The sequence below is a fragment of the Streptomyces diacarni genome, from assembly GCF_003323715.1.
GTDB lineage: Bacteria > Actinomycetota > Actinomycetes > Streptomycetales > Streptomycetaceae > Streptomyces > Streptomyces diacarni.
Map to the genome: position 1 here is coordinate 388,716 of NZ_QOIN01000046.1, position 13,064 is coordinate 401,779.

The window sequence follows — 13,064 nt, forward strand, 5'->3', positions numbered from 1 at the left end:
CTGCGCATGTCTTGACACGCGCCGTGCGCCACTGCGTTACTGACCGCACCGAATGATCGGTCGGCGTGAAACGGGAGGTCAGAGCGTGGGGAACGGGCCCGTGGAGGAGATGTGGGAGGCCGACAGGGCCTCCGCCGCGCTCGGTATCGAACTGGTCGACAAGGGGGCCGGTTCTGCCACCTGCCGGATGACGGTGACGGGTGCGATGGTCAACGGGCACGGCACCGCGCACGGCGGCTACGTCTTCCTGCTGGCGGATACGGCGTTCGCCTGCGCCTGCAACAGCCACGGTCCGGTCACCGTCGCGGCGGGTGCCGACATCACGTTCGTGTCGCCCGCGTGGGAGGGCGACGAGTTGCGCGCTGTCGCCCAGGAGCGCACGCGTTATGGCCGCAGCGGCCTCTACGACGTGACGGTGCTGCGCGGAGAGCGCGAGATCGTCGCGGAGTTCCGGGGGCGCAGCCGTACGGCGACACCGTCCCGCACGGCGGGGGAGGCGGCGTGACGGGCGACCTTCTCGACGCGGGGGAGCAACTGTCGAAGGGTGAGCTCCAAGCCCTCCAGTTGCGACGGCTCCAGGCCACCCTCCGGCACGCGTACGACGACATCGAGCTGTACCGCAGGAAGTTCGACGCGGCCGGTGTGCGCCCCGAGGACTGCCGTGCGCTGGCCGATCTGGCGAAGTTCCCGTTCACGACGAAGGCGGACCTGCGGGACACGTATCCGTTCGGGATGTTCGGCGTGCCGATGGAGAGCGTGCGCCGGCTGCACGCGTCCAGCGGTTCGACGGGGCGCCCGACGGTCGTCGGCTACACGCAGCGGGACCTGGACACGTGGGCGGACCTGGTCGCGCGGTGCATCCGTGCGGCGGGTGGCCGCCCCGGCGACAAGGTGCACGTCTCCTACGGGTACGGGCTGTTCACCGGTGGGCTGGGGGCGCACTACGGTGCCGAGCGCGCCGGGTGCACGGTCATTCCCGCGTCGGGCGGGATGACGGCGCGGCAGGTGCAGCTCATTCAGGACTTCCGTCCGGACATCATCATGGTCACGCCGACGTACATGCTCACCCTGCTGGACGAGTTCGAGCGCCAGGGCGTCGATCCGCGTACGACGTCGCTGCGGGTGGGCATCTTCGGCGCGGAGCCGTGGACGGAGGCGATGCGGCGGGAGATCGAGGAGCGGTTCGCGCTGCACGCGGTGGACATCTACGGCCTCTCGGAGGTGATGGGGCCCGGTGTCGCACAGGAGTGCGTGGAGACGAAGGACGGGCTGCACCTGTGGGAGGACCACATCTATCCGGAGCTCGTCGACCCGCTGGGGGAGGAGACCTGCGGCGATCAGGGCGAGCGCGGCGAGTTGGTGCTGACGACGCTGACCAAGGAGGCGCTGCCCGTCATCAGGTATCGCACGCGGGATCTGACGCGGCTGCTGCCCGGGACGGCGCGGCCCGCCTTCCGCCGGATGGAGAAGGTCACCGGCCGCAGCGACGACATGATCATCCTGCGCGGGGTGAACGTCTTCCCCAGCCAGATCGAGGAGATCGTGCTGGGGCTGCCCGCGCTGGCCCCGCACTTCCAGCTCCTGCTCACCAGACAGGAGAGGAGGGACCACCTCAGCGTGCTGGTCGAGGCACGGGCGGACGCGACGGGTGCCGAACGCGAGACGGCCCGCGCCGCCCTCGTGCGGGGCGTGAAGGACGGGGTCGGAGTGAGCGTCGAGGTGCGGGTCGTGGACCCGGAGACGGTCGAGCGTTCCGTCGGCAAGTTCCGCCGCGTCCGCGACCTGCGTCCCCAGGGGGCGGGCGTCCCGGTGTAGCGGCCGCCGGCCCCGCACCACCGCCGACCCGTTCGCCCTCCTGGGGACGCGGTCGGCGAGAAGTGCCGGTTTACTGCCGGTATGAGCGTCCTTCCCGGCCATGCCCGTCCCAAGAGACGATTCGCCCTGCCCACGCGTGCCCGCAGACACCGGGTGGGGGCGCGGTCCTTCCATCAGGTGGAGGACACCCTCACCCATGACTCCACCACCGGCGGCGTGCCGGGGGACAACGAGGCGGGCGTCATCGGCTGGGGCACCTCCTGGCGGATGCAGGGCTACCTGCTGATGGCCGAGCGGACGGGCAACCCCGCCTACGCCACCCGTCTCGCCGAGCTCATCGACCACGTGCTGGCCGCGCGCGACGACGTGCGCGGGATCGCCGACCACGGTGGGGTCTCCGCTCCCGTGTGGAGCACGGCGACCAAGTTCACCGCCGCCACCGCGAGCGTGCCCGACGAAGCGGGCGAGATCGCGCTGGAGGTGACCGTCTGCCCTCCGCGCGCGCTGGACGCGCGCGTGACGGTGCGGCCCGAGGGGAGCGAGGGCCGCTTCGCCCTCACGGTGGCCGGGCAGGGGCGGCAGGCGTCCACGGTCGAGGGCCTGAGCCTCGACCCGGCCGACGAGCGCCGCGCCGACCGCGTGCTCTACGCGGCGTACGAGCAGCGCAGCGCGGTCACCGGGCGGCTCGTCGCCGCGGGCGAGCGGTCCGGAGGGCGGCTGCGGACGGGGCTGCGCCCCGACGCCGCCCCGTCGCGGCGCGTACAGCCCGGCACCTACCCCGTCCGTCCCGCACGGGTCGCCCTCGCGGCACAGACAGGCATGATCACCTACCCGATCGCCGGCCTCGTCAGACTGGCCCGCCAGGACCCCTCCCACAAGACCGTACCGGCGTCCGTACGGGCACGTCTCGACGGCTACCTCGACGCCGTCCAGCGGGCCGTCCAGGCGCACGACCACCAGTGGCAGTCGGCGTCCGGACGGCGTGGCTGCTACCGGTGGCTGCCCGAGGAACCCGTCTCCTTCGCGGGCGCGGAACTGCCGACCAACGAGTTCCTGGCGATGGGCCGCACCTACGTGCACCTCGCCGCGCTCACGGGCGACGAGGAGCACGCGGAGCGGGCCGCCGCCATGGCCCACTCCCTGCGCGCCGACCTGGTGCGCCAGGACGGGCGGGGGGAGGGAGCCGCGACCTGGCCCTACTGGCCCGCCTTCGGGCGGGTGCACTGCGGCTGGAGCGCCACCGGCAGCCCGGACACGGACGGTTCGGCCTACCGTCCCGCCTACGCGCCCGTCACCGCGCCGGAGGACGTCACCCACGCCCTCATCGACCTGGACTTCCTGCACCTCTACCACAGCCAGCCGGCAGGACTGCTGCCGCCGGTCTTCGACGACGGCGACCTGCGGTCCGTGGCGGCGACCTTCACCCGCCACGTCGTGGAGCGGACGCCCGGGACGGACGGCCGTCCCGGGCGCCCGCGCATGCGGCACGACGTCAGCGGCGGCGGCCGGCCCGGCACCGACCGCGAACAGGCCCACGTCGCCGCGTGGCTGCCGCTGCGGAGCTGGTCGGACGAGGTGGCCGACCTCGTCCACGCCATCCACCCGCCGACCCCACCGCCGCCGGCGATGGGGGTCGACGCCTACTGCGCGGCGTTGTTGGCCCGCTGGGCCTGATGCGGGCCTTCCGGGTAGGGGGTGCCACTGGTCGCTGTGTGCGGCCTGCGGGTGGGATGTGGCTGGTCGCGCCGTTCCCCGCGCCCCTTCGGGTCGCCGCCCCTTCGGGGCGCCTAGGCAGCGGACGGTTTGAGTACCGTCTTGACCATTCCGTCCTCCTTGCGCTGGAAGGTTCCGTAGGCCTCAGGGGCCTTCTCCAGCGGCAGGGTGTGGGTGGCGAAGGTGTCCACACCGAGCGGGTCCTCGTCGGTGAGGAGCGGCAGGATGTCGTCCACCCAGTGGTGCACGTTCGCCTGGCCCATGCGCAGCTGTATCTGCTTGTCGAACAGCTTCAGCATCGGCAGCGGGTCGGCCGCGCCCCCGTAGACGCCCGATAGGGACACCGTGCCGCCACGGCGCACCACGTCGAAGGCCGCGTTGAGCGCCGACAGCCGGTCGACACCCGCGCGCTGCATCATCTTCTGGCCCAGCGCCTCCGGCAGCAGCCCGACAGCCTGGTGCGCCGCCTTGGCGACCGGCGCCCCGTGCGCCTCCATGCCGACCGCGTCGATCGCGGCGTCCGTGCCCCGGCCGTCCGTCAGCTCCCGTACGGCCGGCCCGAGGTCGTCGTGTTCCCGCAGGTCGAGCGTGTGCACTCCGCGCAGCCGCGCCCGCTGGAGACGCTCGGGCACCAGGTCGACGCCGATGACCTGTCCCGCGCCCTGGTGCAGCGCGATCCGGCACGCCATGTCACCGATCGGGCCGAGGCCCAGCACGGTGACGCTGCCCCCCTTGGGGATCTCCGCGTAGGCCACGGCCTGCCAGGCGGTGGGCAGCACGTCGGACAGGTACACGAAGCGCTCGTCGGGTGGCCCGTCGGGCACCTTGATGGGCAGGTGGTTGCCGAACGGCACCCGAAGGAACTCCGCCTGCCCGCCCGGCACCTGGCCGTAGAGCTTGCTGTAGCCGAACAGGGACGCGCCGGTGCCGTACTCGCGCACCTGCGTGGTCTCGCACTGGGACTGGAGTCCCTGCTCACACATCCAGCAGGTGCCGCAGTTGACGTTGAACGGCATGACGACCCGGTCGCCGGGGGACAGCGCGGCGACCTCGGGGCCGACCTCCTCGACCACGCCCATGGTCTCGTGCCCGAGCACGTCGCCCTGGTCCAGGAACGGTCCCAGCACCTCGTACAGATGCAGGTCGGAACCGCAGATCCCACTCGTGGTGACCCGGACGAGGACATCGTCCGGCTGGGTGATCTCCGGATCGGGGACGGTCTCCACGCTGACGTTGCGCTTGCCTTGGTAGGTGAGGGCCCTCATCACGTCTCCTCGGATCGCGGGCGGTACCGCCCCTGCGGCCCCGCCCGACGGGTGGCTTGCAGTCCGCTGGTGGCTTTCAGGTCTGGTTGAGGCGGCGCGCCGCCCGGTCGTTGAGTGCGCTGACGGTGGACTGCCAGCGGGAGCGGCCCTGGCGCCCGGAGGGCTGCGGCCCCGGCATCAGCCGGGCCACCAGCTCGTTGGTGCGGGTCACCAGCGTCGGAGCCATGCCGTACGCCTTCGCGCCGAGCTGTGCCGCCGGGGTGAGCACCACCCGGGTCCGCCGCTGTTCGACGGCGTGCACGATGCGCTCGGCGGCGCGCAGCGCGTCCATGGACAGCCCCGGCAGACCCGCGAGCGTCGCGAACCAGGCGTACTCCTTGCCCTTGTCACCGGTGAGCTCCACCTGATTGTGGGACCCCGTCCGCATCAGGCCCGGGTGGACGCCGGTGACGCTGACGCCGTCCTCGGCCACTTCGGCGCGCAGCCCCTCGGCGAGCGCGGCGACCGCCGACTTCGCACACGAGTACGGCAGCAGATGCGGCACCGGCAACAGCCCGCCCACCGAGCCGATCAGCCCAAGACGGCCGCCCGCCGGACTCTCGCGCAGATGCGGCAGCGCCTCCATGGAGGTGTGCAGCGCGCCGAAGAACATGGTGTCCATGGCGCTGCGGAACGCCTCGGTGCCCGCCTCCTGAGCGGGCCCCACCTGGATGTTCCCCGCGTTCGCCAGGACCACGTCGAGGCCCCGCTGGTCGGCGGCGGTCCGCTCCACCAGCGTGCGGACGGCCTCCCGGTCGGTGACGTCGCACACCCGTCCGGTCACCGTGTTGTCGCGTGTTCTGCGGCGCAGCAGCCCGACCGCGTGATCGAGCTCCTCCTGGTCACGGGCCGCGACCGTCACATCGCAGCGCCGCTCCACGCACTGCCGGGCCAGCAGCAGCCCCAGCCCCCTGGAACCGCCTGTCACCAGCACCGACAGATCCGAGAGTGCGTCCATCACCTGCCTCCTCAACGACGGGCGGCCGGCGGCTCTGCCGAGCCGTCGCTCTCCGGCGGTTCCCCTCATCGGCCGAGTCACACCCGCACCCAGCCGCCATCCGCCCGCACCCACCCGCAGGACAGTGCGCATGCGCGTCGGACCCAGGAGGTACCCGTGGGACGAGAGCGACGAAGGAGCAGCACACATGCAGATCGGTTACAAGCTCGCGACCGAGCAGTACGGGCCCCAGGAGCTGATCCGGCAGGCCATCGCCGCCGAGGCCGCCGGATTCGACTTCGTCGAGATGAGCGACCACTACCACCCGTGGCTGAACGAGCAGGGCCACTCCGCCTTCACCTGGAGCGTGCTCGGCGCCATCGCGGCCAGGACCGAGCGCATCGGCCTGGTCACCGGCGTGACCTGCCCCAGCATGCGCTACCACCCCGCGATCGTCGCCCAGGCCGCCGCCACCATGGCGCTCGTCTCCGAGGGGCGCTTCGTCCTCGGCGTCGGCTCCGGGGAGCGCCTCAACGAACACGTCACAGGACGCGGCTGGCCCGCGGTCTCCGAACGGCACACCATGTTCCGCGAGGCCCTGGAGATCATCCGGCTGCTGTGGCAGGGCGGCTACCGCTCCTACGAAGGCACCTACCTGCGCCTTGAAGACGCCCGCGTCTTCGACCTGCCACCCGAGCAGCCGATGATCGCCGTCGCCGCCAGCGGCGCCGCCTCCTCCAGGATCGCCGCCGAACTCGGCGACGCGCTCTTCGCCACCGAGGAGAAACCCGAGATCGTCCGCCACTACCGCGAGGCCGGCGGCACCGGGCCCGGCTACGCCGAAGTGCCGATGGCGTTCGCCGGGAGCGAGAGCGAGGGCGCCCAGTCGGCGCTCACCTACTTCCGCTGGGCGCTCAGCGGCTGGAAGGTCATGAGCGAGCTGCCCAACCCGGTCAACTTCGAGGCCGCCACCGCGCAGGTCCGCGAGGAGGACATCCGCGAGCGCTTCGCCTGCGGCAACGACCCCGCGCGCTACCTGGAGGTCGCCAAGCCCTTCGCGGACGCCGGATTCGACCGCCTGGTCCTGATGAACGCGGGCCCCGACCCGCGGGCCTTCCTCGACTTCTGCGACGCGGAACTCATCCGCCGCCTCCGGGAGCTGACGCCCGCGAAGAGCTGACTCCCACGAAGAGCAGCCGTCCGCCCGGCCCCGCCACCGAAGTTCCCCTCCGCGGTCACAAGTGCAGTCGCACTTTTCGTCACCGGTCAAGCGGGTGACGGTCTCGAGAGGTCTGCGGGCGCTACCGCAACCCGTGGTCGCTGCCGCCGCTCAGTCAATACGGCGGCCCGTCAGTCAATACGGCGGCCCGAAATTGCGTTGCGGCCGTGCGCGGGCATGGTCTGTGCTGTGCGCGCACCCCTGTCGAGCACCTGTACGAGGAGCACCATGCCGCGCGCCGTCAGCCTCATCCGCTCCAGCGCCCTGTCCGACGTGGCCGAGTACGCCTACGCCGCGACGGCACCCGCCGAGGCCCGCCTCGTCTTCCTCGCCGGTGCCTGCCCGCTGGACGCCGACGGGGCCGTCACGCCGCTCGGTGACCACGCGGGCCAGGCCGCCACGGCGGTGGACAATCTGCGCACCGCCCTGCGGGAGGCCGGTGCGGGGCTGGAGGACCTGATCAGCACCCGAGTTCTGGTCGCCTCCGGCCGCCAGGAGGACCTGGTGGCGGCCTGGGAGGTCTACCGGGACGCCATGGGGGAGCACGACGTCCCCAGCACGCTGATGGGGGTCACCGTCCTCGGCTACACCGGACAACTGGTCGAGATCGAGGCGGTGGCGGCCGTCCTCGACTGAGGGGGGAGCGACGCTCGCCCGGTCGGCGGTTGCCTCAACTGGTCGGCAGCTGGAAGGGCACCACATTCCACGGGCTGCGCGGCGCCCGCGTCAGGGCGTGGTGGGCCTGGAGGACGGAGGTGTACCAGTCGCCGAAGTGCTCGTCGTCGAAGTGCAGGCAGCGGCCCATCACGTACGCGGCGGAGAACTCGGCCCAGGACGTGTAGGTGCCGCGCACGCCCGCGCTCACCCGCCCGAGCGCGTCGTACATCTCCGCGCGGGTCGCGAAGCGGGCGCCGCGGCCCCAGCGGGCCATCTTCGAGCCGCGCCCCAGGTCCCACGCGGCGATGGTGCGGACGCTCTCGTCCGGCCCGAGCAGTCCGTCGGCACGGAAGCGTGCCTCGTAGCGGAGGATCTTGCCGACCATCTCGCGCATGTCGGCGATGAACGTCTCGAACTCCGTTCCCTCGGGCGCCTCGACGACGCGCCGCAACGTGCTCTCCACGCAGTCCCGCCACAGCCCCGCGTCCACCGGGCCGCGGTCCCCGTGCTCCTCGCGCAGCGCCAGCCGCGCGCCCAGCACGAAGTCCCAGTACCAGGGGCTGACCTCGCACTCCAGCAACCGCTGCTGGATCTCCAGCCAGTCCTCCCGGTCACCGACACCCCAGAAGTCCTCCAGGCGTTCGACCTCGCTGCTGTAGCCGGCGCCGTGCCAGTCCAGGGTGTTCCACGGATCGCCGTTGTAGTAGCACAGGTGCGCGCCGCAGGCCAGGCCGTGCAGCAGCGGTCCGGACCCGGGCGCGCCCGTGAAGCGCGTGACCACACGGTTGAGGAGCCCCTCCGGATCGAACAGCTCCTCGTGCAGGTCCGACCACACCTCCCGCTCCTCGTCGTCCACCTGGAACATCACCTGGCACGGTGTCGCCGCGTTGACCACCAGCACGTCCACCTCGGGCGGCACGATGTCCGCCAGAGTGCCCAGGGTGATGAACTCGTAGACCACGTAGGGGTGCGGAGGAGGTAGCACCCCGTCGGTGTAGACCTGCGTCATCGTGCGCACCACGCCGTCGGATCCGGTGACCTCGCTGGTCCACAGCCGCCGCTCGCCGGGCGCGCGGGTGGTCTGCTCGATCGGCATCGGGTGGTACACACCGTGGTGCGCGAGGGCACGCAGATAGGTGTAGCTCTCGTCGACCTCGGTCAGCTTGTAGAGCCGCCGCTCCAGGTCGGCCGGTGCCTGCCAGTGGCCGCCGCCCGCGTTCTCGACGACGGGGAAGATGTCCTCGTGATCGTCCTGCTCGCCTACCGCGTACACCTTCGCCCCGTTCCGGCCCCGCGCCCTCGCCCCGATCCGGCTCCGTGCCGCGCCGAGGCCCCGTGCATGATCCAGTTGGTCACGCTACCGTCCGTTCCGGGCCCGGCGGGGGCCGGGTGGGAACGGCCCGGGGACCGCCACGCGACCGTGGCGGCGCGTCCGAGTGACGGCGTCAACCACTCGGTGACGGCGTCGATCTGCGCTCACGACCACACCCGTTGGGTGCCCAGCACCTCCAACAGCGCGAGCCGCTCCGCGGCCTGCGAGCCCCGAGCCGCCGTGTAGAGCACCACCCGCAGCCCCTCGGCCGAGGAGAGGACGTCGCAGTCGAGCACGAGAGGGCCGACCTCCGGATGCTCGACCGTCTTGGTCGCCCTCGTGTGCGCCCCCACCGCGTGCGCGTCCCACAACCGTGCGAAAGGACGGCTGACCCCGTGCAGTTCGGTGATCAGGCTCCGCAACCCCGCGTCGTCCGGGTAGCGGGCGGTCGCCGCCCGCAGATCGGACACCGCCGCCGCCTCGAAACGGACCCGCTGCTCCTCGCTGTGCCGCACCCGGCCCGGCGGCTGCGTGAAGTGCCGCCACACCACATTGCGCTCCCGCCCCCGCAGCCCCGAAGGATCGCCCATGAGAGCCGCGAACAGCGGGTTCCACTCCAGCAGCGTCCACGCCGCGTCGAACACCCCCACAGGGGTGGCCGGCAGCTGCTCCAGCAGCCGCGCCACCCCCGGTGACACCTGCGAGGGCATGCGTCCCGTGTCCGGCACGGCGCGGCCCGCAAGCAGGAACAGATGCCGCCGCTCCTGATCCGACAGCCGCAGCGCACGCCCCAGCGCGGTGAGGACCTGCTCGGACGGGGACGTCGCCCGGCCCTGCTCCAGCCGTACGACGTAGTCAACCGACACGCCCGCCAGCGACGCCACTTCCTCCCGCCGCAGCCCGGCCGCCCTGCGGGGCCCTCCCGCGGGCAGCCCGGCGTCGGCCGGATCCGCGCGATCCCGCCACCCGCGCAGCGCCCTGCCCAGGTCGCTGCCGCTCGTCCGCCCCGCCGCGCCACCGCGCCGGGCTCCCACCGATCGGTCCACCCCTCCAGTGTCCGGTGGCGACGGCGGTGGGCAAGAGCCCGCCCTGGTACCGCTGTTCCCAGGAAAACGCGGCCACTCCCCGGCACCCCGTCCCCGGCGGCAGTGTGCAGTCCATGACCACCACACTGATCACCGGGGCCACACGTGGCCTCGGCCTGGAGACCGCACGCGCGCTGTCGGCCCTCGGGCACACCGTCTACCTCGGCTCCCGCGACGCGGCACGCGGCGAACGGGCCGCCAGACAGACCGGCGGGCACGTCCTCCCCCTCGACGTCACCGATGAGGCCTCGCTCCACGCGGCCACCGCGCTGCTGCACGAGCGGGAAGACCACCTCGACGTGCTCGTCAACAACGCGGGCATCCCGGGCCCCTTCACCGAGGCGACCGAACTGACCGGCGACGACCTGCGCACCGTCTACGACACCAACGTCTTCGGCGTCGTCCGCACCACCCGCGCCTTCCTGCCGCTGCTGCGCGCGGCTGCGAACCCCGTCGTCGTCAACGTCAGCAGCGGCCTCGGCTCCCTCACCGCCGTCGGCGACCCCGAAGCACGCGCGAAGGCCGTGCCCGACTGGATGCCGGGCCTCGCCTACGCCTCGTCCAAAGCCGCGCTGAACATGGTCACGGCGCAGTACGCGCACGCGCTCCCCGGCTTCCGGATCAACGCCGTCGACCCGGGCTACACGGCGACCGACTTCAACGGGCGCACCGGCCACCGCACGGTCGAGCAGGGCGCGCGGATCATCGTGCGCATGGCCTGCGCCGGCCCCGAGGGACCCACCGGCAGCTACCTCGCCGACCACGGGCGCCTCCCGTGGTGAGCGGCCGCACCCCCCACCGGATCGCACTCGTCCACGACTTCGTGTGCGCCCGCTCCTACCTCGCCTTCACCCGGCTGCGGCGGGCCCACGCCCTGCACCGCGCGGAGGGCGGCACCGCCCGGCTCGTCCTGCGCCCCTACCAGATCCGCCCCGACGCGCCGGCCGAGGGCGAGCCGCTGTTCGACCTGCACCGTCGCGAACGCGGTGAGGCCGTCGCCCGCGCCATCCGTGCCGACCGCACACTCGGCGCAGCCGACGGCCTCGACCTGCGCTTCGACCGCGCCGTCTTCACCAACACCCGCGCCGCCCACCACCTCACCGCACAGGCCGCCGCCCAGCACCGGGCCCTCGACATGGCCGCACGTCTCTTCCGTGCCTACTTCACCGACGGCCTCAACATCGCCGACCCGCACGTCCTGGCCGACTTGGCCGCCGAGGTGGGCGTACGCCCTGAACCCGACCTCGGCGGACACCTCACCGCCGAACTCGCCCGCACCCGGCACCTCGGCAGCCCCACCGGCCCCGTCCTCCTGGCGGACGGCCACCCCGTGCTGTCCGAGGAGCCGACCGAGGAGGAACTACGCAACTGCCTGCGCACCGGAGCGCCGCGATGAGAGCCGCGCCCTGCTACCTCCTCCCGGTGTCGGTCCCGGACCGCGGACGGGGCCGGGGACGCGCGCGGCGCTTCGCGGCCGCGGGCGGCGTCGGTGCGCCGGTCTCGTGCGGGTCACCTGCCGTGGCCGGCGGTGTCGTGGGCGGCAACGGGACCGAGGCGGGCGCACCGCCGGACCGCGCGGGTGGCGTGGGCGGGCCCTGCGGCGGCGGAGGCACCCGAGGACCGTCCTCCGCCGAACCGGAGCCGCCCGCGGGCGGCTCCGTGCCGGAGCGTTCCGTGGCGGGCGGCTCCGTGGCGGGGCGTTCAGGGGCGGAAGGCGGGGTGGAAGGCTTCGGGGCGGAGGGCTCCGCGGGACGGGGCGCGGCGGCACGGGGCTCAGCGAGGGGAGACTCCGTCGCTCCCGAAACATCCGGCACAGGCCCGTTGGGCACAGGCCCGTGGGGCACCGCCCCGTCGGGCACCGCACCATGGGGCACCGTGCCGTCGGGTGACGGCACGGGCGCCGTACTCGGCCGGGCACGCGTTCCGCCCCGTGCCGCGTTGCGCAACGCCAGCGCGCCCGCCGCCAGCAGCGCCGTGACGACCAGGGCGGCCGCCCAGCCGGGCATCACCGTCGCCAGCAGCAGGCCGATGGCCACCGCCAGCGCCGCACCCGCGTAGAGCGCGAGGACACCGGCGCCCGTGCTGAGTTTCAGGGCACGGGCGCCCAGCCTGGCGCGGAACTCGGCGCGCAGCTCGTTGTCCACGGACTCCAGCTGCTCGCGCATCAGGCGCGCCACCGGCTCGGACAGGTCGCCCGTCGAGCCGGGGCCCGGGGATGCGCCGCTTCTCGGATTGGTCGCCTTGGCACTCATGAGGCGCCGGGTACCCCGCCGCGAAGGGCTATGCCGCCCGCTGCCCGTGCGCCCACTCGGGCGCAAACTCTCCTGAGCCGACCGGCGTTGACGTGGCAAGATGGAGACGCCACACGGATCGGCGTACGGCGATCGGCCGCGCGAGGAAGCGGGACGAGGAGGGGTGCACGGTGAGCAGTCTCAACAAGGGCCTCGAAAAGGTGGAGGTCACCCTCAAATGGGATCCCAGTCCCATGGGGGAGCCGGATCACGACCTGGACATAGTGGCCGGCACCTACACCGCCGACGCACCCTTCGGTGAGCCCGACTACCTCGTCCACTTCGACAGCCGCTCGCCGGACGGCACCATCACGCTGAACCGCGACAGCAAGACCGGACAGGGCTTCGGCTCGGACGAGGTGATGACCCTCGAACTCGACCGGCTCGCCGAGACGTACGTCCGCGTCGTGGTCGGCGTCGCCATCCAGCAGGGCGAGGGCCGCAAGACGTTCGGCCAGATCGAGAACACCGCGGTGCAGATCCGCGAGGGGTACGAGGACCTGTCGGAGAGCGACCTGGCGGGCGTCGAGGGCTCCACTGCCGCCACCGTCGCGGAGTTCGTCCGGGGCGAGTCGGGGGAGTGGCACCTGAAGATCGTGCTGCGCGGCTACGACGGCACTCCGGAGGAGTTCACCGCCCACATGGGACTCCCGGAGCAGGGCCGGGCCTGACGTCCGCCGGGCACGCCGCCGTGCAGCCTCGGCCGGCGGGGGGAGACGGAGCACGAAGGG

At 72.8% G+C, this 13,064-nt stretch carries 13 protein-coding genes; 8 read left to right on the forward strand and 5 right to left on the reverse strand.

The features are described 5' to 3' along the window. Positions 1–52 precede the first annotated feature (52 nt). The 3 genes from paaI (at position 53) to DTL70_RS18560 (ending at position 3,489) form a co-directional block, all read left to right on the forward strand. A complete protein-coding gene (paaI, locus tag DTL70_RS18550; RefSeq protein WP_114023063.1) occupies positions 53–505 on the forward strand; it encodes a hydroxyphenylacetyl-CoA thioesterase PaaI in 453 nt (150 codons plus the stop codon). Continuing rightward, positions 502–1,815 carry a phenylacetate--CoA ligase PaaK gene (paaK, locus tag DTL70_RS18555; RefSeq protein ID WP_114023064.1) on the forward strand — a complete coding sequence of 438 codons (1,314 nt, stop codon included), beginning with the start codon at positions 502–504 and terminating at the stop codon, positions 1,813–1,815. Before paaI ends, paaK begins: the two co-directional genes overlap by 4 nt. 81 nt (positions 1,816–1,896) lie before the next feature. Continuing rightward, a complete protein-coding gene (locus DTL70_RS18560; RefSeq protein ID WP_147266793.1) occupies positions 1,897–3,489 on the forward strand; it encodes a hypothetical protein in 1,593 nt (530 codons plus the stop codon). Between the two features lie 113 nt (positions 3,490–3,602). On the opposite strand, the gene DTL70_RS18565 is transcribed toward DTL70_RS18560, so the two are convergent. Together DTL70_RS18565 and DTL70_RS18570 are read right to left on the reverse strand one after the other, a co-directional pair. Next, on the reverse strand, positions 3,603–4,793 hold the full coding sequence (locus DTL70_RS18565; protein WP_114023066.1) for a zinc-dependent alcohol dehydrogenase: 1,191 nt from the start codon (positions 4,791–4,793) through the stop codon (positions 3,603–3,605). Between the two features lie 76 nt (positions 4,794–4,869). Beyond that, positions 4,870–5,790, reverse strand: coding sequence for an SDR family NAD(P)-dependent oxidoreductase (locus tag DTL70_RS18570; protein WP_114023067.1), 921 nt, complete (start codon positions 5,788–5,790; stop codon positions 4,870–4,872). A 187-nt stretch (positions 5,791–5,977) separates the two neighbouring features. Between DTL70_RS18570 and DTL70_RS18575 the strand changes: the two genes are divergently transcribed. Further along, positions 5,978–6,949 carry a TIGR03557 family F420-dependent LLM class oxidoreductase gene (locus DTL70_RS18575; protein WP_114023068.1) on the forward strand — a complete coding sequence of 324 codons (972 nt, stop codon included), beginning with the start codon at positions 5,978–5,980 and terminating at the stop codon, positions 6,947–6,949. A 267-nt stretch (positions 6,950–7,216) separates the two neighbouring features. Next, positions 7,217–7,624: a RidA family protein gene (locus DTL70_RS18580; RefSeq protein ID WP_114023069.1), complete on the forward strand. Its 408-nt coding sequence runs from the start codon at positions 7,217–7,219 to the stop codon at positions 7,622–7,624. A 34-nt stretch (positions 7,625–7,658) separates the two neighbouring features. Here DTL70_RS18580 and DTL70_RS18585 read toward each other — a convergent pair whose 3' ends face one another. Continuing rightward, positions 7,659–8,918, reverse strand: a complete 1,260-nt coding sequence (locus tag DTL70_RS18585) for a DUF1266 domain-containing protein (RefSeq protein WP_114023070.1) — start codon at positions 8,916–8,918, stop codon at positions 7,659–7,661. Between the two features lie 203 nt (positions 8,919–9,121). Further along, entirely contained in the window at positions 9,122–10,003 is an 882-nt protein-coding gene (locus tag DTL70_RS18590) for a helix-turn-helix transcriptional regulator (protein WP_114023071.1), read from the reverse strand. A 113-nt stretch (positions 10,004–10,116) separates the two neighbouring features. On the opposite strand from DTL70_RS18590, the gene DTL70_RS18595 reads away from it, so the two are divergent. Further along, positions 10,117–10,824: an SDR family NAD(P)-dependent oxidoreductase gene (locus DTL70_RS18595; protein ID WP_114023217.1), complete on the forward strand. Its 708-nt coding sequence runs from the start codon at positions 10,117–10,119 to the stop codon at positions 10,822–10,824. Beyond that, positions 10,821–11,438: a DsbA family oxidoreductase gene (locus tag DTL70_RS18600; protein WP_220183633.1), complete on the forward strand. Its 618-nt coding sequence runs from the start codon at positions 10,821–10,823 to the stop codon at positions 11,436–11,438. Before DTL70_RS18595 ends, DTL70_RS18600 begins: the two co-directional genes overlap by 4 nt. A gap of 13 nt (positions 11,439–11,451) precedes the next feature. Here DTL70_RS18600 and DTL70_RS34355 read toward each other — a convergent pair whose 3' ends face one another. Next, positions 11,452–12,294, reverse strand: coding sequence for a phage holin family protein (locus tag DTL70_RS34355; RefSeq protein ID WP_114023073.1), 843 nt, complete (start codon positions 12,292–12,294; stop codon positions 11,452–11,454). A gap of 170 nt (positions 12,295–12,464) precedes the next feature. On the opposite strand from DTL70_RS34355, the gene DTL70_RS18610 reads away from it, so the two are divergent. After that, a complete protein-coding gene (locus tag DTL70_RS18610) occupies positions 12,465–13,004 on the forward strand; it encodes a TerD family protein (RefSeq protein ID WP_114023074.1) in 540 nt (179 codons plus the stop codon). The last annotated feature ends 60 nt before the right edge of the window (positions 13,005–13,064 follow it).

Excerpts from the sequence above, each read along its gene's own strand:
- paaI (WP_114023063.1), top strand. The coding sequence starts at position 53 with ATGATCGGTCGGCGTGAAACGGGAGGTCAGAGCGTGGGGAACGGGCCC.
- DTL70_RS18560 (WP_147266793.1), top strand. The coding sequence starts at position 1,897 with ATGAGCGTCCTTCCCGGCCATGCCCGTCCCAAGAGACGATTCGCCCTG.
- DTL70_RS18565 (WP_114023066.1), bottom strand. The coding sequence starts at position 4,793 with ATGAGGGCCCTCACCTACCAAGGCAAGCGCAACGTCAGCGTGGAGACC.
- DTL70_RS18570 (WP_114023067.1), bottom strand. The coding sequence starts at position 5,790 with ATGGACGCACTCTCGGATCTGTCGGTGCTGGTGACAGGCGGTTCCAGG.
- DTL70_RS18575 (WP_114023068.1), top strand. The coding sequence starts at position 5,978 with ATGCAGATCGGTTACAAGCTCGCGACCGAGCAGTACGGGCCCCAGGAG.
- DTL70_RS18580 (WP_114023069.1), top strand. The coding sequence starts at position 7,217 with ATGCCGCGCGCCGTCAGCCTCATCCGCTCCAGCGCCCTGTCCGACGTG.
- DTL70_RS18595 (WP_114023217.1), top strand. The coding sequence starts at position 10,117 with ATGACCACCACACTGATCACCGGGGCCACACGTGGCCTCGGCCTGGAG.
- DTL70_RS34355 (WP_114023073.1), bottom strand. The coding sequence starts at position 12,294 with ATGAGTGCCAAGGCGACCAATCCGAGAAGCGGCGCATCCCCGGGCCCC.